Raw genomic sequence first — 18375 nt, forward strand, 5'->3', positions numbered from 1 at the left:
AAGCAACCAAAGGAGCCACCGACATGAAGTCTCGCACGAAGCCCGCGCTGCGGGTTGTTCCGGCTGCGCAGGTGCAGCTGACGTTGCCGATCCAGGGCGTGCTGCAGGACGTGAAGCACGCGTTCTATGGGCTGTGCATCAACGCCGGCAAGCAGGTGCTGGCAGCCATGATGGAGGCCGACAGGATCGCACTGTGCGGCCCCAAGGGCGTGCCCGATGCCGATCGCCGCGCGGTACGTGGCGGCAGCACGCGCAGCGCCGTTGTTCTCGGCGGGCAGCGCATCGGCATCAAGCGGCCACGTGCACGCGGCGTCGATGCGGGCGAGCTGGAGCTGCCCAGCTTCGCCTGGGCCGCCGGCACCGACCCGCTGGACACCGCGACGATGGCCGCCATTGCTGCGGGCGTGTCCATGCGCCGCTACGCCAGCACGCTGGAGGAATTGCCGCCGCCCGAGCAAGCGCTGTCGGTGTCCAAGAGCGCGACCTCGCGGCGCTTCGTGGCGCTGAGCGAAGAGCAACTGCTGCAGTGGCTGTCGCGCTCGCTGGGCAAGCTGGACCTGCCGGTCGTGATGGTCGACGGCATCCACTTCCGAGACCGCGTCATCCTGCTGGCGCTGGGCATTGATGCCCAGGGGAACAAGCACGTGCTGGGGCTGCGCGAAGGCTCCACCGAGAGCACGCGGGTCGTGCGCTCGCTGCTGAGCGATCTGATCGAGCGCGGTCTCGATGCCGACCGCGCACGGCTGTGGGTGATCGATGGTGGCAAGGCGCTGCGCAAGGCGATCGTCGAGACCTTCGGGGCCACGGCGCTGATCCAGCGCTGCCAGGAGCACAAGCGGCGCAACGTCATCGAGCACCTGCCCGAAGAGCTGCACGCCAGCGTGGGCCGCGCGATGCGCGACGCCTGGGACAGCGCCAACGCCGAGCTGGCCAAGAAGCAGCTGCAGCGCCTGGCTACGTCGCTGCAGTCCAAGCATCCCGGCGCTGCGGCCAGTCTGCGCGAGGGACTCGAGGAGACGCTCACCGTGCAGGCTCTGGGCATCACGGGCGCGCTGTACCGCACGCTGCGCACCACCAACCCGATCGAGAACCTCAACGGCTCGATCGCGCACTACACGCGCAACGTCAAGCGATGGCGGGACGGACAGATGACGTTGCGCTGGGTCGCCAGCGCACTCAGCGACGCCAAGGATCGCTTCCGCAAGCTGCGCGGGCACCGCGACATGAAGCACTTGATTGCCGCGTTGGACAAGCGCATCGCCGCCACGCAGCCCGCCGAACTCAAAGCCGCGTAGCATCACGAATGAGGAGCCGTCACACGGTCTCGTTCAACAGCGAACGGGACATCGCCGCCGTGGCTTATTCAAGACGGTTGGGTCAGGAGAGACAAGGAATGCGACAAGATCAAGCCAGTTCAAGCAGAACAGAGGCGTTCCGCGCTGCTATCGCCACCTTCATCGAGGAGCAGCAGGAGGCTAAGCTGAAGGGCAAGGGCATGGACGCCGGGACAGCGCCAAGGTACGACTACGCGACGTGGCTAGCTAATTCCGCAGCTCGAGCCGCTTCCGTTCAATTCGCCACGCATCCGCTCAAAGCCACATTCCCCGATGCGAAGATTCGGGCGACGACAAGTCCCTTCATTCAAGGACGCAACCTTCCGCAGCATTGGGAAGTAGGGAGCCACCTCATCCTGCATGACGTCCTCGACGGGACAGGTGATGCTGCATGGCTCGTCATCATTAGGTTTCTTGGCCGAGTAATGGTTGAGGGCCGGCCTCTGCTTCATTGGTTGCTGGAAAACGACGAGGATTTGTTGCAGGCACTTGATCCCGACAGGAATCGTGCATCTCAACTGGCAGACTCCTTCAAGCAGGTCATTAGAACCGGCCAGGCTTCCAGCTCTCATAGCCGGGCAAAACAAGTCTACTGGCTGGTTGGCGAAAGTCCTGCCGAAGACGGTGACTACCATCTGTTGCAGCCGCTCTTCTCCAGCAGCTTGGCGCATGTGATCCACCTGGAGATCCAGGATGCCCGCTTTGGTGAAGCGAACAAGCTCGCCCGGCAAGCCTTTTTTCAGAAGAAGCCGCATGAGGCCCCCTATCGCGACTATCGCAATCTGGTCGCCCGCAAGTTGGGAGGCACGAAGCCGCAGAACATCAGCCAGCTCAATAGCGAACGCGGCGGGATCAACTACCTGCTGGCTTCCCTGCCGCCCAAGTGGGACATGCAGCGCCCCCGTGCGCTCCTGTACATCGAGTCGGCAATGGAGCGGTTGACCTACTTCAAAGGCTTGCGTCAGCAGGTCGCGGCGCTCGCCGACTTCCTCCGGGCCGATCCGCCGCCCAATGAGGATACCCGCCGCAAGCGTCGCCAGCTCGAGCAGGAGCTGGGCCAGCAGTTGGCCCTGTTCGCCGCCGAAATCCATGCGCGTCTGGAGCCAGGCTGGACCCGGGACCCGGCGTGCGAACTGCCGCTGTGCGAACAACTGTGGCTCGACCCGGAGCGGGTGGGCCTGCCTGCGCGAGCGGGGCACGAGCAGGAGGACAAGGGCTTCAAGGCGGCCTATCACGCAGGCAACTGGCCGGACGAGGTCGCCGGACGCTTTGCCAACTGGGTGAACGAGCAGTTGCGCCGTGCCGGGCTGCTCGGGCTGGGTGATGCCGAGTACAGGCATTGGGCCCGGCAGGCGGTCATCGATGCGGCCTGGCCAGTGCCCGTCCAGCGGCGCGCACCAACCGGAGGTCGTGCATGAGCGCCTTGCCGCAGTTCGATCACTTGCTCGTGCTGCCTCGAATGCGCGTGCAGAACGCCAACGCCGTGTCCAGCCCCCTTACCCACGGCTTTCCGTCGATGACGGCGTTCCTGGGTCTGATGTGGGCGCTGGAGCGGAGAACGCGCGCCACCGGGCTTGATCTCGCGTTCAAAGCGGTAGGGGTCGTGTGCCACGACCATCAGGAACAGGTCAGCGACGGCGGTTTCATCAAATCCTTGCGCTTGACCCGCAATCCGGTCGAGAAGGACGGCAGTACGGCCGCCATCGTCGAAGAGGGGCGTATCCACCTGGAACTGAGCCTTGTGTTCGCGGTGCGCAGCGAGCACTGGATGCGTGACCCTGCCATCCGAGACCGTGACGTGGCCCGTGTGGCCGAGCTGCTGGGCGGGATGCGCATCGCGGGAGGCGCTGTGCTGCCCGATGTCGACCAGCGGCGGCTTCGTCATCGTCCTTGGGTGCTCGATCTCACGGGCAGCGAGACCGACCAGCGTCTGGAGTTCCGCAAGGCGAAGATGCGTCTGCTTCCCGGCTTTGCGCTGGTATCGCGAGATGAACTGCTCGACCGGCGTCTCGCAGCACTCAGGGCCGAGAACCCCACGGTAACGCGGCTCGATGCCTGGCTATCGCTATCGCGTGTCAACTGGACCTACCGCCCCAGCGGGAAAGGCGATGACCAAGGCGAATGGGTCCACGACCGCGATGGCTGGATCGTCCCCATTCCGGTCGGATATGGCGCTCTGGGCGGCATCCAGACCCCGGGCACCGTTTCCAACGCGCGGGATACCCACACCCCGTTTCATTTCGTCGAGAGCCTGTACTCGATCGGCGAATGGATAAGCCCTCATCGGCTGCATTCGCCGCGGCAGATGCTCTGGTACGCGGATAGCCAACCGGGCCAGGGCCGCTACCGCTGCCGGAACGACTACGCCGTCCCGTCCGACGATTACTACGAACTCGACTGACCGCCCTACTACAAGGAGTCCATCGTGTCCAAGAATAATCTCGAAACTGCTTCCGTTCTCGCGTTCGAGCGCAAGCTCGACCCGTCCGATGCCCTGTTCTTCTGTGGCACATGGGAACAGCGCGAAGACTCGACGAACTGGACGCCGGTGAGGGTCCGCGAGAAGTCGGTCCGTGGCACCATCTCGAATCGGCTGAAGGCAAAGGATCAGGATCCAGCCAAGCTCGATGCCGCCATCGAGAATCCCAATCTGCAAACGGTGGATGTTGCGACGTTGCCGTTGGATGCGGACACCCTGAAGGTTCAGTTCACCCTGCGGGTGCTCGGTGGAACGGGGCAGCCCTCGGCATGCAACGACGCGGACTATCGCAGGAAGCTGATCGACACCATCGATGCGTACGTCCGCCAGCATGGCTTTGGCGAGCTGGCACGGCGATATGCTGCCAACCTCGCTAACGGGCGTTTTCTCTGGCGCAACCGTATCGGCGCTGAGCAAGTCGAAGTGCGCGTCGCGCACTTGAAGGACGGTCGGCCTCTGGCTCAGTGGACTTTCCAGGCCCTTGAGCACTCGCTACGGGAGCTGTCGGCGCCGGTCGGTGAGCAGGCCGACGTGGCCAGGCTTGCGACTCTTATCGAATCGGGGTTGGCGGGCACGTCGCACGTCCTGCTTCAAGTAACCGCCTTCGCACGCGTAGGCGCAGGTCAGGAGGCTTTCCCCTCGCAGGAGCTCATTCTGGATCGCGCCAACAGCAAGAAGAGCAAGACGCTTTACGCGGTGGGGAGCGGAAACGACGCGGTGGCCGCCATCCATTCGCAGAAGATCGGCAATGCGTTGCGGACGATCGACACCTGGTACCCCGGAGCCGACGAGAACGGGCCGATCGCGATTGAGCCGTACGGCTCTGTGACCACGCAGGGGCGCGCCTACCGTCAACCCAAGGACAAGGTGGACTTCTACAACCTGCTCGACGGCTGGGTTCTCAGGGACAAGGTGCCACCGGTAGAGCAGCAGCACTTCGTCGTCGCCACTCTCATTCGCGGCGGCGTGTTCGGCGAGGCGGCTTGATGCCATGACGACGCACTACATCGACCTGTCTCTGGCGCCAGATCCAGAAGTGAGCCTGCCCCAATTGCTCGGCGCCTTGTATGACCGGCTGCATCTCGCATTGGTGCACCATCGAACCGAGAGTGTAGGCGTGAGCTTCCCCCGCTACAGCCTGGACCCAAGAAGCCTCGGGCCACTGCTGCGCCTGCATGGCCAACCTCTCGTCCTTGAGAAGCTGATGTCGGGTGACTGGCTCAAGGGAACACGGGACTATGTCCGTGTCAGCGATGTCGCGCCGGCGCCAGCGGACGCTCTGCACAGAACTGTTCAACGACGTCAGTTCAAGACCAGTGCGGAGCGGCTGCGCCGGCGGCGGATGCGGCGCAAGGGCGAGTCCGCTGAACAAGCCGCGAAGGCCATCCCGATCTCGGTGGAGCGCCGTCCCGACCTTCCGTACGTATGGCTTCGAAGCCGCAGCACCGGACAGCCTTACTGCCTATTCATCGCGCTCGGGCCACTTCGTCCTGATCCTGTACCCGGAGCCTTTAACAGCTACGGCCTCAGCAGCAGCTCCACCATCCCGTGGTTTTGACCCTTTTTTGCCGGCTGCCGGCCGAGCGTTGAGAAATCAAGGGCTTGCGTCGGGCTTGTAGGAAAGGGTCCAAGAGCGCCAAGTCGCCGCAAGCCCAATGGCAGCGGCGACTTGGCAAACCGCTGTCCTAGTTCGCTGCCGCGTAGGCAGCTCAGAAAATAACGAAGTCGTAGCCGCAAGGCCATATCCAGTTCGCTGCCGCGTAGGCAGCTCAGAAAACGATGACGCCGTATCGACCCGCGGCGAAATGGTTCGCTGCCGCGTAGGCAGCTCAGAAAAGACGCGGGCTTTGGGATCTATGACGGTGTGCGTTCGCTGCCGCGTAGGCAGCTCAGAAATAACAAAATTGCCCTCGTCCCAGTCAGTCGGTGTTCGCTGCCGCGTAGGCAGCTCAGAAATGAATGGACATCGTGTCCAGCAGCCCGGCCCAGTTCGCTGCCGCGTAGGCAGCTCAGAAAAGTACAGCTCGCCCTTCACGCCTTCGATCAGCATGTTCGCTGCCGCGTAGGCAGCTCAGAAAATATGCTCGTGCACCTTGCGCCCGCAGTGCAAGTTCGCTGCCGCGTAGGCAGCTCAGAAATGCATCGCGTTGATGTAGAGGCCGACGATCGGGTTCGCTGCCGCGTAGGCAGCTCAGAAATCAAGCCCGTGCGACTTCGTGTTGTAGACCGTGTTCGCTGCCGCGTAGGCAGCTCAGAAAAGTAGTGCGCTGGATCGGCGAGCGCATCAACGGTTCGCTGCCGCGTAGGCAGCTCAGAAAAAGGCCAAGCACGATGACGACACGCACCATGAGTTCGCTGCCGCGTAGGCAGCTCAGAAATTTCGGTGGCGAGCGCCATCAGGTCCGCGAGCGTTCGCTGCCGCGTAGGCAGCTCAGAAATGACGGTGCATACCGGGTCACACAGAGTGAAGGTTCGCTGCCGCGTAGGCAGCTCAGAAACGCTTGCGGTGAAGTCGTAGCGCACCTTCACAGTTCGCTGCCGCGTAGGCAGCTCAGAAAAACAGGCGATTCGTCTCAAGCCCTTGCTGAAAGTTCGCTGCCGCGTAGGCAGCTCAGAAACACAGCCGCCTGTTCTGCGCATCGGAGCGGCGGTTCGCTGCCGCGTAGGCAGCTCAGAAATGTGCCGACGCCTGAGCGGCGACGGCGGTAACGTTCGCTGCCGCGTAGGCAGCTCAGAAAAGCGAGTGCAGCCGCGCGGCTGGTCATGGTGGGTTCGCTGCCGCGTAGGCAGCTCAGAAAAGCTCCATGTCCAGGAGTCCGCGTCAATCGTGGTTCGCTGCCGCGTAGGCAGCTCAGAAATTTGCCATGCCGCAGTTGATCGCAGGCGCGATGTTCGCTGCCGCGTAGGCAGCTCAGAAAGCCGGCTGGTCGGGCAGCACCGTGCTGTCCATGTTCGCTGCCGCGTAGGCAGCTCAGAAACAGCAGCCCCATCCACTCCACCGGCGCGTCGAGTTCGCTGCCGCGTAGGCAGCTCAGAAACCGAGCCAATCGCCCAGGGGCTCGGTGATGACGTTCGCTGCCGCGTAGGCAGCTCAGAAAAAGCCCATCTCTCCCGGTGCCAGCCAGTGGTCGTTCGCTGCCGCGTAGGCAGCTCAGAAAGCACCGAAGCGGTGAAGCCGGTTGCGGTCAGGGTTCGCTGCCGCGTAGGCAGCTCAGAAAACGGAATGGGTGGCAGGTCGGCTTTTGTCGGAGGTTCGCTGCCGCAGAGTTCGCTGCCGCGTAGGCAGCTCAGAAAACAGGGCGACACACTCGGCCTCTTCTTGTGCTGTTCGCTGCCGCGTAGGCAGCTCAGAAAATGCCGCCGGAAATCGTGATCGCCATGCTGGAGTTCGCTGCCGCGTAGGCAGCTCAGAAATCAACCGTCGATTGCCGCCGCATCATGCGGCCGTTCGCTGCCGCGTAGGCAGCTCAGAAATTTCTGCCCGGCATGAATGTGGGCGCGGTCGCGTTCGCTGCCGCGTAGGCAGCTCAGAAAATCACGAAGTTTTCGCCGAGCCCGATGTGAAAGTTCGCTGCCGCGTAGGCAGCTCAGAAAACGTCCCATCCTCATTGACGCCCACCATATTCGTTCGCTGCCGCGTAGGCAGCTCAGAAAGGTAGGCGTGAGCGACGGGATCAACGCAAACAGTTCGCTGCCGCGTAGGCAGCTCAGAAACGTGGGGCAACGTGGCCAAGGGCATCCAGATCGTTCGCTGCCGCGTAGGCAGCTCAGAAAAGCGCGATGCAGCCGCGACCTGAATCCCCTGCGTTCGCTGCCGCGTAGGCAGCTCAGAAACATTGGCAGCGGTCGGGGTGGAACCGTCAGGAGTTCGCTGCCGCGTAGGCAGCTCAGAAACTTGGCGGCGTCACTGGCTGCGGACCAGGCGGCGTTCGCTGCCGCGTAGGCAGCTCAGAAATGCGGATTGGCCTTGGGAGCCCGACGCGCTGCTGTTCGCTGCCGCGTAGGCAGCTCAGAAAACGGCCGCACGTCGGCCGGCTGCCCCCGGTCGTGTTCGCTGCCGCGTAGGCAGCTCAGAAACAATGGGGCTAGTGGTCAATACCGTTCGTCGGGTTCGCTGCCGCGTGGGCAGCTCAGAAATTCACAGGAAGTCGATTCGGCACCGCACTCGAGTTCGCTGCCGCGTAGGCAGCTCAGAAACGGTGCGGGCTCGAAGATGTCCGCCGCCTTACGTTCGCTGCCGCGTAGGCAGCTCAGAAAATCCTGTCGTCGGTGAACCGGTTGCAACTCTGGTTCGCTGCCGCGTAGGCAGCTCAGAAATTCGCGATCGATGGCGTGGAGCCCCTGGCGCTGTTCGCTGCCGCGTAGGCAGCTCAGAAAGGTGGCGGCAAGAGCTACGAGGCGAACGTCTAGTTCGCTGCCGCGTAGGCAGCTCAGAAAATTGAGGCTCCTGCCCCTCGAAGCCGATCTTCGTTCGCTGCCGCGTAGGCAGCTCAGAAATTTTCGCGGTTCTAACCGCTGCCGACGTATTCGTTCGCTGCCGCGTAGGCAGCTCAGAAACTCAGTGAAGTCGTCCCCGCCGTAACGAGTCGGTTCGCTGCCGCGCAGGCAGCTCAGAAATGAGCTTGTCCGGTCATCTCCCCGAGTTCTTTGTTCGCTGCCGCGTAGGCAGCTCAGAAAATCTGCAGGCGCAAGGCGCGCACCAGCTCGCAGTTCGCTGCCGCGTAGGCAGCTCAGAAATCGAGCTCGCGTTTGCGGACTACAGCCTGAACGTTCGCTGCCGCGTAGGCAGCTCAGGAATGCGTGGTTCCAACGACCCAGATTCTTCTCGGCGTTCGCTGCCACGAAGGCAGCTCAGAAAATTGAGCAGAGCGGCCTATGGCCACAACGCGCACGCCACACACAGCGTTCGCTGCCGCATCGCCCATAACCCTGTCTGCATTGGCCTGGCATCATTCCTCAACCGCACCCCTCGGGAGTGGTCATGCCTTGGAGATGCCTCCCCTTACTGGCCTTGGGGCACTTCTCGAAACCTCCCTCCCCCTTGCAGCCCGTGAGCCGGCATGATGTCGCCCATGATCACCCCGCGCATCAAGCCCTCGTCTTTGTGGCGTCACCAGCCTGGCGCTGACCTGTTCGTGCAGGACCAGCGCCAAGCCAAGCTCGGCGGCTTCATCGCCAACCTGGCAGCAATGGACGAACTGATCGACTTCGCGGCCATTGCCGCCCGGGTCGACACCGCCTGCCCTCGCGCTGACCGTAGCAAAGGCGGGCGCCCGCCGTACCCCACCGAGGTGATGGTGCGGCTGCTGTTCATCCAGTCGCTGTACAACCTCAGCGACGAGGACTGCGAGTACCAGGTGCTGGACCGCATGAGCTTCCAGCACTTCTGCCGCCTGGACGGAGCACTGCACATCCCCGATGCGCGCACGCTGTGGAGTTTCAAGCAGCGCTTGGCCCAAGGCGGTCTGGGCGGCCGCGCTATCTTCGAGGCGGTGAGCCTGCAGTTGCAGCAGCACGGCTACATCCCGCGCGGCGGGCAGATCGTGGATGCCAGCATCGTGCAGGCACCGCTCACCCAGGCGAACAAGGACGAGCGCGAAGCGCTCAACGAAGGCCGCAGGCCCGAGGGCTGGAATGCCAAGCGGCTGCAGCACACCGACCGCGACGCGCGCTGGACCAAGAAGCACGGCAAGAGCTTCTACGGCTACAAGGTGCACGCCAACGCGGACGCGCGCTACAAGCTGATCCGCCGGGCGAAGGTCACGCCGGCCAACGCCGACGACGGCCAGACGCTCAAGGAGGTGCTGGACCGCGCCAACACCGGCGCGCGGCTGCTGGCCGACCGAGGCTACGACGCGCAGACCAACCGCCAGTTGCTGCAGGCCCACGGGCTGCGCGACGGCATCGCGCGGCGTGCCAAGCCCGGGCAGGAGCGGCGCGTGCGACTGGACGCGCGCAACAAGGCGATCAACCGCGTCCGCGCCAGAGGCGAACATGTGTTCGCCGGCCTCGAGCAGTTGGGCGGCAAGTGCGTGCGGGCGATGACGCTGGCGAGAAACGAACTGGCGATCCTGCTGAAGTGCGCGGCGTACAACGCCAAGCGGCTGGTCTGGCTGGTGCGCCATGACCCGTGCGGGTGTGCGCGATGAAGGGAGAGGTGCGCCCGCAGAGCCTGCAAACGCAGTTTTGCAGGGCCTCGGGCGCCCGCCAAGGCTGCGATGACGGGGCCTGAGCGGCACCGAGAACCCCGAACTGAACGACGCGAGCGCCCTCATGCCGGTTCAGCCTTCGGAAATGGGGTTATGCGAAGTGCCCCTTGGGGTTCTCTTTGCTCGGGACCGCTCGCGCGGAGCCGGTGCGCTATCGGCTCGATCCGACCCACACGAGTGTGACGTGGGAGGTGCTGCACTTCGGCACCTCGACGCTGCGCGGTCGGTTTGCGTCCCTCGGCGGAGACGTGGAGATCGACCGGGCTGCGCGGCGCGGGCGGGTGGCCGTGGAGATCGATGTGCGAACGTTGCACACGGGTGTGCCGGTTTTCGACGCTCGCTTGCGCGAACGCGATCTGTTTGCGACGGCCGATCACCCCGCCGCGTGGTTCGTTGCGGAGCGGCTGGAGTTCGATGCCGCAGGCCAGCTGCAGACGGTGACGGGCGAACTCACCCTCAAGGGCCGCTCCATCGGGCTCACGCTCCGGGCCGTGCGCTTCGGGTGCTACACCAACCCTTTGTGGCGCAAAGAGGTGTGCGGCGGCGACTTCGAGGGGCGCATGCGGCGCAGCGATGTGGGCATGGACGTGGCCCTGCCTTTCGTGGCCGACGAAGTGGTCTTGCGCGTGCAGGCCGAAGGGGTGCGGCAATAGGGCCTCAGGGCTGCCGCATCGAGTGCCGCAGGGCCGACTTGGCGATGCACCACTGCGCCGCCCAGTACGTGCCCAACACCCACACGTCGCGCCACGGCAGCGGGTGGGTGAAGCGGTCGATGGCCAGCAGGCTGTCGGAGGCCACGAAGAGCGCCCCGCCCACAGCGGCCCAGGCTGCCGGGCGCAGCGCCGGGGTGGGGCGCGCCACCCAGGCCCATACGGCGGCTTGAGCGGCCATCGCCACCAGGCACATCACATAGGCCATCACTGCCACGCGCAAGGGGCCGGGCACGCCGGCCCACAGATGGGTGAGGACGCCGGCCGCCACGAGGCCGTAGAAGACGAACGGCTCCCACCGCGCCAGCAGCCGCACGTGGCGGGTGAAGGCGACGATGTAGGCCAGATGCGCCACGAGAAAGCACACCAGCCCGACGGTGAACCCTTCGCGCCACAGGAGCGCGGTGTCTCCGGCCAGCGAGAAGACGAGCCCCGTCAACACCCATCGGCGCAACGCGCGGTCGGGGCCTTCGTGGCGCGCGAGGTGCGCGATGAGCAGCGCCGTCGTGAGCGGCTTGAGCACCCAGAACCATGCACCGGGAAGCCAATCACTGGCCGCAGCGATGGCTGCCAAGGCACTGAGGGCGTACAGCGCGCCCAGCCAGCGAAGCGGCCGTGGCGCCGACGTGAGGGAAGCGGACGTGTCCATGCCGGCGGAGTCTGCCGTCCGGGGTACGCGCCGTCACCTGGGGTTTCTCTCGGCGTGCGGGGCTCACCCCTCGGCCGGCGCCTTGGCCGCCGCGCGTGCGGCAAGTTCGGCGCGCAGCGCTTTGAGCTTTTCGCGCGGGTCCTCCTTGCCGGAGGCCTCGTGCAAGCGCATCTCGGCGATGAAGCGGCTGGGCAGGCCCTGCACGAACTCGCGGCCCTTCTTGCGGCGGCGCAAGGTGCTCACCGCCAGCGTGCGCCGCGCGCGGGTGATGCCCACGTACATGAGGCGCCGCTCCTCCTCCAGGCGCTGCGGCGTCATCTCCTCGTCCTCGCCCTTGAAAGGCAGCAGCCCCTCGTTGACGCCCACGAGGATCACGTGCGGCCACTCCAGCCCCTTGGAGGCGTGCAAGGTGGACAGCGTCACCACGTTGGTGTCGCCGCCGCGCTCGGCCAGGCTCAGGATGACGGAGATGGTCTGCGCGACTTCGAGGATGGTCTTCTTCTCGGTCTCGGTGGTGAGCCCGCCTTCGTTGTCGATCTCGCCGCCGCAACGTCGCGCCACCCAGTCGATGAAGTCGAGCACGTTCTGCCAGCGGCTGGCCGCGAGCTTCTCGTTGTCCTCGCCGTCGTACAGATGCTGCTCGTAGCCGATCTCCTTGAGCCACTCGAGCAGTGCGGGCTTGGCATCTTCGGCCCCCGCGGTGTGGCGAAAGCGGTACTCGAGATCGTTCACATAGCGGCCGAACTCATGCAGCGAGCCGATCGCTCTGGCGCTCACCGCACTGGCCAGCGAATCGGCGAACAGCGCCTCGAAGAGGCTCACCTTCCACTTCGACGCGAACTCGCCGAGCTGCGCGAGCGTCTGGTGGCCGATGCCCCGCTTGGGCGTCGTCACCGCGCGCAGGAAGGCCGGGTCGTCGTCGTTGTTCACCAACAGGCGCAGCCAGGCGCACAGGTCCTTGATCTCGGCGCGGTCGAAGAAGCTCTGCCCACCCGACACCTTGTACGGGATGTTGGCCTTGCGCAGGGCCTGCTCGAACACGCGCGCCTGGTGGTTGGCGCGGTACAGGATGGCGAAGTCGCTCCACTCCACCTGGCCGCCATACATGCCGGCGTTGCCGCGGATCGCCTGGATGCGCGCCACCGCCCGCTCGGCTTCGTGTTCCTCGTTGTCGCACTCCAGCACCCGCACCGGCTCGCCGTCGCCGAACTCGCTCCACAGCTTCTTTTGAAACAGCTTGGGGTTGGCCGCGATGACGTTGTTGGCCGCGCGCAGGATGTGGCCGGTGGAGCGGTAGTTCTGCTCCAGCGCAATGACCTTGAGCTGCGGAAAGTCCTGCGGCAAGCGCTTGAGGTTCTCGATGGTCGCCCCCCGCCAGCCGTAGATGGACTGGTCGTCGTCGCCCACCGCGGTGAACATCGCGCGCTCGCCCACCAGCGCCTTGAGCAGTTCGTACTGCACGGCGTTGGTGTCCTGGTATTCGTCGACCAGCACATAGCGCAGCGTGCCCTGCCACTTGGTGCGGGCCTCGGGGTCGCGTTCGAGCATCTTGAGCGGCAGGCCGATCAGGTCGTCGAAGTCCACCGCCTGGTAGGCCGCGAGCCGCTCCTGGTAGAGCCTCATCACGCGTGCGGCGATGCGCCGCTCGTCGTCCTCGGCCTGGGCCTCGGCCTGGTCCGCGTCGAGGCCCTGGTTCTTCCACAGGCTGATCGCCCATTGCCAGCGCCTGGCCTGCGCCGCGTCGGTCGTGCCGCCTGCATCACGCAGGATGGAGAGCACGTCGTCGCTGTCGAGGATGGAGAACTGCGATTTGAGCCCCACGCGCTCGCCGTCCTCGCGCAGCATGCGCACCCCCAGCGAGTGGAAGGTGCTGATCGCCAGGGGCTTGGCCGCGCGGGGGCCGACGAGGTCGCGGGCGCGCTCGCGCATTTCCTCGGCGGCCTTGTTCGTGAAGGTGATGGCCGCGATGTGCTGGGGCTCGTAGCCGGCCTGCAACAGCCGCGCGATCTTGTGCGTGATGACTCGCGTCTTGCCCGAGCCGGCGCCGGCCAGCACGAGGCAAGGCCCTTGCAGGTAGTGAACGGCTTCGAGCTGAGCGGGGTTGAGGGTGGCAGGAGTGGACACGTGGGCAGCCAGACGGGACGACAAAGACCGTCGGGCCAGCCGACGGTCGTGCGAGAGACGGTCGGCCACGCCCGAAAGCCCGGGCGGCCGGCGAGCGCGCCATGATAGCCAACCGCTCGGGGGCCCCGGCGTGCAGAGTCGGCGAAGGGTCCCTCCGGCGTGCCTGCCGGGCGCCCGTCGGATGCTTTCAGCGCCCGTTCAGCCGGATGCGCGCAGCGGCTTGCGATACTCCCGCGCGCATGCAAGCGATTTTCCAGGTCACCTTGCCCTTCTTCGCGCTGGTGCTGTGCGGCTACCTCGCCGCCCAGCGCCGGGTGCTGCCCGAGGCCGCCATCCCCGGCCTGAACGCCTACGTGCTCTTCTTCGCGCTGCCGTGCATGCTGTTTCGCTTCGGCGCGAGCACCCCGATCGGGCAGCTCTTCAATCCCGTGTGGCTCGCGTTGTGGATCGGCGCGGCGCTGTTGGTCGTGTTCGTCACCACCACCCACAGCCTGGCCTCGGGCCTGGGGCTCAAGGATTCGGCCTTCGGTGCGCTGATCGCGGCCTTCCCGAACACCGGCTTCATGGGCGTGCCCCTGCTGGTGGCGCTGGCGGGCGACCGCGCCGCGGGGCCCGTGATCATGACGGTGCTGGCCGACCTCTTCTTCACCAGTTCGCTGTGCCTGGCGCTGGCACAAAGCGAGGGCGCCGGCCACTGGCGCGAGGGCCTCGACAAGGCGCTGCGCGGGGCGCTCAGCAACCCACTGCCCTGGTCCATCGCCCTGGGCGCGCTGGTGTCCGTCACGCAGTGGACGCTGCCGCAGCCCGTGATGCAGATCGTCAAGTTGCTGGGCGACTCGGCCACGCCGGTGGCACTCTTCACCATCGGGGCCGTGCTCTGGCGCTCCAACCAGGCGGCGCACACCCGCACCCCGGCGCGCGACATCGTGCCGGTGGTGTTGGTCAAGTTGCTCGTCCACCCGGCCCTGGTCCTCGCACTGGGGCTGATGTTCGTGCAGGCGGGCCTGCCGTTGGAGAGCTTCGCGCTGGGCATCCTGGTGCTGGCCGCGGCGCTGCCCTCGGCGAGCAACGTCTCGCTGCTGGCCGAACGCTACGGCGCCGACAACGGGCGCATCGCGCGCATCATCCTGTGGACGACCGCCCTGGCGTTCCTCAGCTTCTCGTTCGCGGTGCGGCTGTTCGGCGTCGAGCGGGGGTGAACCCCCGCCCCTCCCCGGCGAGCAGGGGAGCCTCTGTGCAGGCGAGCCCTCAGATCGCCAGGGGGTCCACGTCCACGGCCCAGCGCAGCACCCCTTTGTGTTCGGCGCGCAAGGCATGCAGGCCGGGCACCCACTGTGCGAGAAAGCGCTGCAGCGCCGGACGCGACTCGCACTCCACCAGCATCTGCGCACGCTCGACGTCCGCCACCCGCGCGATCGCGCTCGGCACCGGCGGGTAGAGCGTGACCCCGCCCTTCTCGGGCAGCCGCTCGGCCTGCTCGCTTGCGGCCAGCAACCAGGCTTGCGCGGCCTCCTGCGTACGGGCTTCGGCGCGCACCAGCGCCAGGTGTGCGTAGGGCGGCAGACCGGCCATCTCCCGCTCCTCCAGCGTACGAGCGGCAAACGCGGCGTAGTCGTGCGCGCGCAGAGCCTGGTAGAGCGGGTGCGCCGGATGCCAGGTCTGCACGAGCATCTCGCTGCCGGCGCTGTGGGCCGCCTCGCGCCCGGCCCGGCCCGCCGCCTGCATCAGCAAGGCAAACAGGCGTTCGCCCGCCCGAAAGTCGCTGCTGAAGAGCGCCGCATCAGGGTTGAGGGCCGCCACGAGCGTCACGCGCCGGAAATCATGGCCCTTGGCGAGCATCTGCGTGCCCACCAGCACGTCCACCTCGCCGGCATGCACGCTGCTGAGCTGGGCTTCCAGCGAGCCCTTGTGCCGGGTGGTGTCGGCATCGATGCGCGCGATGCGCGCGCCGGGCAAGGCGGCAGCCAGTTGCTCCTCCAGCCGCTCGGTGCCGCGGCCCAGCGGCTGGATGTCGAGGTTGCCGCAGTCGGGGCACGCGCGCGGCACGCGCTCGCACGCGCCGCAATGGTGGCAGCGCAGGGTGCGGTCGATGCGGTGGAACACCCGCCACGCGCTGCAGTGCGCGCACCCGCTTTTCCAGCCGCAGTCGGGGCAGTGCAGCACCGGCGCGTAGCCGCGGCGGTTGAGCAGCACGAGGGCTTGCTCGCCGCGCTCGAGCCGCGACCCGAGAGCCGCGAGCAGCGCGGGTGAGAGCGCCGAGGTGCGCGCCACCTCCCGCGGGACGTGGTTCATGTCGATCAACCGCACCGTCGGCAGCGCGGCACCGCCGATGCGCGTGGGCATCGCCAGGCGCCGGTAGCGGCCCCGCTGCGCGTGGTACCAGGACTCCAGCGACGGGGTGGCCGATCCGAGCACCACGGCCGCCTGCTCCAGCTTGCCGCGGTAGACCGCCAGGTCGCGTGCCGAGTAGCGCGCGCCTTCCTGGCTCTTGTACGAGGGGTCGTGCTCCTCGTCGACCACGACCAGCCCCAGCCGGGGCAGCGGCGTCAAGACGGCCATGCGCGTGCCGAGCACGATGTCCGCCCATCCCAGGTGGGCCGCGAGCCAGTGCTTGAGCCGCTGCGCCGGGGTGAGGCCGCTGTGGAGCGAGACGATGCGCCGGCCCGGAAAGCGCGCCGAGAACCGCTCCTCCAGCTGAGGTGTGAGGTTGATCTCCGGCACCAGCACCAGCGCCTGACGGCCGGCCGCGAGCGTGCGCGCCACGAGGCGCAGGTACACCTCGGTCTTGCCGCTGCCCGTGCTGCCGTGCAGGAGGCTCACCCCGCCATGGTCCACCCCGTCCAGCGCCGCCTGCTGCTCGGGCGTCAGGGGCGGCAACTCGGGCTCACCGCCCTGCGGGACAAGGCTCATCGACTGCGCCCGCCTGAGCCGCAGGGCGAGCTGCTTGTCGTCGAGCTTGCGCAGCTCAGGCGGGAGGGCCGCCAGCGCCACCTCGCCGAGCCCGCGCTGGTAGTACCCGGCGGCGAACTGCACGAGCGCGCGCCAGGCGTCGCTCAGGGGCGGCAGCCCGGCCAGGCCGCTGTGCACGTCGCGCAAGGCGAGGCCGGCGCCTTCCTCGGCCGCCGCCTCGGGCGCCGCGCCCCAGACGATGCCGCAGACCACGCGGCGGCCGAGCGGCACCTGCACCACGCTGCCCGCGGGCCACGGGTGCGTGGCGCGGTAGGTGAGCGGGCCGGACAGCGCGCTGTGTTGCGGCGCCTCCACAGCCACATGCACCAGGTACGACTCGCTCATTTAGCCCCGTGACTTCTGCCGCCGTCTGAACTTCCAGGCGTAAGCAGTTGATTCTCTTGCGCTTTTCCAGCTATCCACCAAACCTGTGGAAAACTTTGTGGGCAAGCTGCGCAAACGAGCCCTAAATCCTTGTGCTGCCTGCCCGGCCGTTGGATTGCCCACCTACGAAGCAACGAGGCAAACCTAGTAAAATCAACGACTTAGCGGTACTTTCGTGCCGGCTCATGTTACAGCGCAACAATTGCGGTGCAGCAGAGCTGGATCACCCCAATTGGGGATAAGTCAAGCCCCGTTCGTCGGCTTCACGGGTTTGCACCAGTAGGCACACGGTCTTTCATCCCCTCTCGCGCCGCAGGGTGCGCGAGTGCCGGTGCACCGTTTCCACCAGCGCCTGGACGTGCTCGGGCGGCGTGAACTGGCTGATGCCGTGCCCCAGGTTGAACACGTGCCCCCCCCAGCGCCCGTCCGGGCGCTCGGGCGGGCCGAAGCTGTCGAGCACCGCCTCGGCCTCGGTCTGGATCTGCTGCGGCTCGGCGAACAGCACGGCGGGATCGAGGTTGCCCTGCAATGCCACCCGGTCGTCCACCCGCTGGCGTGCGCGCCCGAGGTGGACGGTCCAGTCCACGCCGACCGCATCGGCCTCGAGGGCCGCGATCTCCTCCAGCCACTGGCCGCCCCCCTTGGTGAACACGATGCGCGGCACGACCTGGCCGTCCTGGTCGCGCTTGAGCTGCTGCAGGACGCGCCGCGTGTACGCCAGGCTGAAACGCTGGAACGCCCCGTCGGCGAGTACCCCGCCCCACGAGTCGAAGATCATCACCGCCTGCGCGCCCGCTTCGATCTGCGCATTCAGATAGGCGGCCACCGCGTCGGCGTTGACTTGCAGGATGCGGTGCATCAAGTCCGGCCGGCGATACATCAGCGTCTTCACCAGCCGGTAGTCGTCCGAGCCGCGGCCTTCCACCATGTAGCACGCCAGGGTCCACGGGCTGCCGGAAAAGCCGATCAACGGCACTCGCCCCTGCAACGCGCGCCGAATGCTCGTGACGGCGTCGAACACATAGCGCAGACGCTCGAGGTCGGGCACGGCCAGGCGCGCCACATCGGCCTCGTCACGCACCGGACGCTCGAAACGCGGGCCCTCGCCCGCCTCGAAGCGCAGACCCAGCCCCATCGCATCGGGCACGGTCAGGATGTCGCTGAAGAGGATCGCCGCATCGAGCGCGTAGCGCTCCAGCGGTTGCAGGGTCACCTCGGTGGCGTAGCCCGGATCGGTGGCGAGCCCCATGAAGCTGCCCGCTCGCGCGCGGGTGGCGTTGTACTCGGGCAGGTAGCGCCCCGCCTGGCGCATCAGCCAGACAGGCGTGTACTCGGTGGGCTGGCGCAACAGCGCGCGCAGCAGACAGTCGTTCTGCAGGGGGGCAAACATCTTTGCATTGTAGAGAGACGCCCACCCCGCCCTCGGCCTGAAGCCCGCGCGCTCCGGCGCGCCGCCCGACACAACCCGTCATTGCGCGGCGGTTGAATTCGGGCATGATGCACGCATCTGGATGTCGGTGTTCGGGAGCGACGTGCC

Annotated in this window: 12 protein-coding genes and 1 CRISPR repeat array; of the genes, 8 read left to right on the forward strand and 4 right to left on the reverse strand. The window is 66.5% G+C overall.

Going from position 1 to position 18375, the window contains the following annotated elements; all coding sequences use genetic code 11:
* Nucleotides 1-23: 23 nt before the first annotated feature.
* From OMP39_RS13850 to OMP39_RS13880, 7 genes are all read left to right on the forward strand, one after another.
* On the forward strand, nucleotides 24-1295 hold the full coding sequence (locus OMP39_RS13850; RefSeq protein WP_133598512.1) for an IS256 family transposase: 1272 nt from the start codon (nucleotides 24-26) through the stop codon (nucleotides 1293-1295).
* Nucleotides 1296-1393: 98 nt separating this feature from the next.
* Nucleotides 1394-2752 (forward strand): type I-F CRISPR-associated protein Csy1, encoded by a 1359-nt coding sequence (gene csy1 / locus OMP39_RS13855; RefSeq protein WP_264892349.1) that lies wholly within the window; start codon nucleotides 1394-1396, stop codon nucleotides 2750-2752.
* Entirely contained in the window at nucleotides 2749-3735 is a 987-nt protein-coding gene (gene csy2 / locus OMP39_RS13860; RefSeq protein ID WP_264892351.1) for a type I-F CRISPR-associated protein Csy2, read from the forward strand. Before csy1 ends, csy2 begins: the two co-directional genes overlap by 4 nt.
* 24 nt (nucleotides 3736-3759) lie before the next feature.
* On the forward strand, nucleotides 3760-4800 hold the full coding sequence (gene csy3, locus OMP39_RS13865; protein ID WP_264892352.1) for a type I-F CRISPR-associated protein Csy3: 1041 nt from the start codon (nucleotides 3760-3762) through the stop codon (nucleotides 4798-4800).
* Nucleotides 4801-4804: 4 nt separating this feature from the next.
* The gene (gene cas6f, locus OMP39_RS13870) at nucleotides 4805-5371 is read left to right on the forward strand and encodes a type I-F CRISPR-associated endoribonuclease Cas6/Csy4 (RefSeq protein ID WP_264892353.1); all 567 of its coding nucleotides are present in this window, start codon (nucleotides 4805-4807) and stop codon (nucleotides 5369-5371) included.
* A gap of 130 nt (nucleotides 5372-5501) precedes the next feature.
* A CRISPR array of direct repeats spans nucleotides 5502-8671; the repeat unit is 28 nt; unit sequence GTTCGCTGCCGCGTAGGCAGCTCAGAAA.
* Between the two features lie 214 nt (nucleotides 8672-8885).
* On the forward strand, nucleotides 8886-9962 hold the full coding sequence (locus OMP39_RS13875) for an IS5 family transposase (RefSeq protein ID WP_232301078.1): 1077 nt from the start codon (nucleotides 8886-8888) through the stop codon (nucleotides 9960-9962).
* Nucleotides 9963-10129: 167 nt separating this feature from the next.
* Complete coding sequence (locus OMP39_RS13880; RefSeq protein ID WP_264892354.1) at nucleotides 10130-10675, forward strand: YceI family protein; 546 nt, start codon at nucleotides 10130-10132, stop codon at nucleotides 10673-10675.
* Between the two features lie 4 nt (nucleotides 10676-10679).
* Here OMP39_RS13880 and OMP39_RS13885 read toward each other — a convergent pair whose 3' ends face one another.
* Nucleotides 10680-11381, reverse strand: coding sequence for a lysoplasmalogenase (locus OMP39_RS13885; protein WP_264892355.1), 702 nt, complete (start codon nucleotides 11379-11381; stop codon nucleotides 10680-10682).
* A 63-nt stretch (nucleotides 11382-11444) separates the two neighbouring features.
* Nucleotides 11445-13505 carry an ATP-dependent helicase gene (locus OMP39_RS13890; RefSeq protein WP_264892356.1) on the reverse strand — a complete coding sequence of 687 codons (2061 nt, stop codon included), beginning with the start codon at nucleotides 13503-13505 and terminating at the stop codon, nucleotides 11445-11447.
* A gap of 239 nt (nucleotides 13506-13744) precedes the next feature.
* On the opposite strand from OMP39_RS13890, the gene OMP39_RS13895 reads away from it, so the two are divergent.
* Entirely contained in the window at nucleotides 13745-14704 is a 960-nt protein-coding gene (locus OMP39_RS13895) for an AEC family transporter (protein WP_264892358.1), read from the forward strand.
* 49 nt (nucleotides 14705-14753) lie between these two features.
* On the opposite strand, the gene OMP39_RS13900 is transcribed toward OMP39_RS13895, so the two are convergent.
* Complete coding sequence (locus OMP39_RS13900; protein WP_264892359.1) at nucleotides 14754-16799, reverse strand: primosomal protein N'; 2046 nt, start codon at nucleotides 16797-16799, stop codon at nucleotides 14754-14756.
* A gap of 334 nt (nucleotides 16800-17133) precedes the next feature.
* Entirely contained in the window at nucleotides 17134-18228 is a 1095-nt protein-coding gene (gene hemE, locus OMP39_RS13905; protein ID WP_264892360.1) for a uroporphyrinogen decarboxylase, read from the reverse strand.
* Nucleotides 18229-18375: the final 147 nt, after the last annotated feature.

Source organism: Schlegelella aquatica (assembly GCF_026013905.1).
In the GTDB taxonomy this organism is placed as follows: Bacteria; Pseudomonadota; Gammaproteobacteria; order Burkholderiales; family Burkholderiaceae_C; genus Caldimonas; species Caldimonas aquatica.

Coding starts and splice junctions, on each gene's coding strand:
- hemE (WP_264892360.1), bottom strand. CDS start 18,228: ATGTTTGCCCCCCTGCAGAACGACTGTCTGCTGCGCGCGCTGTTGCGC.
- OMP39_RS13885 (WP_264892355.1), bottom strand. CDS start 11,381: ATGGACACGTCCGCTTCCCTCACGTCGGCGCCACGGCCGCTTCGCTGG.
- csy1 (WP_264892349.1), top strand. CDS start 1,394: ATGCGACAAGATCAAGCCAGTTCAAGCAGAACAGAGGCGTTCCGCGCT.
- csy2 (WP_264892351.1), top strand. CDS start 2,749: ATGAGCGCCTTGCCGCAGTTCGATCACTTGCTCGTGCTGCCTCGAATG.
- OMP39_RS13900 (WP_264892359.1), bottom strand. CDS start 16,799: ATGAGCGAGTCGTACCTGGTGCATGTGGCTGTGGAGGCGCCGCAACAC.
- cas6f (WP_264892353.1), top strand. CDS start 4,805: ATGACGACGCACTACATCGACCTGTCTCTGGCGCCAGATCCAGAAGTG.
- OMP39_RS13895 (WP_264892358.1), top strand. CDS start 13,745: ATGCAAGCGATTTTCCAGGTCACCTTGCCCTTCTTCGCGCTGGTGCTG.
- OMP39_RS13850 (WP_133598512.1), top strand. CDS start 24: ATGAAGTCTCGCACGAAGCCCGCGCTGCGGGTTGTTCCGGCTGCGCAG.
- OMP39_RS13875 (WP_232301078.1), top strand. CDS start 8,886: ATGATCACCCCGCGCATCAAGCCCTCGTCTTTGTGGCGTCACCAGCCT.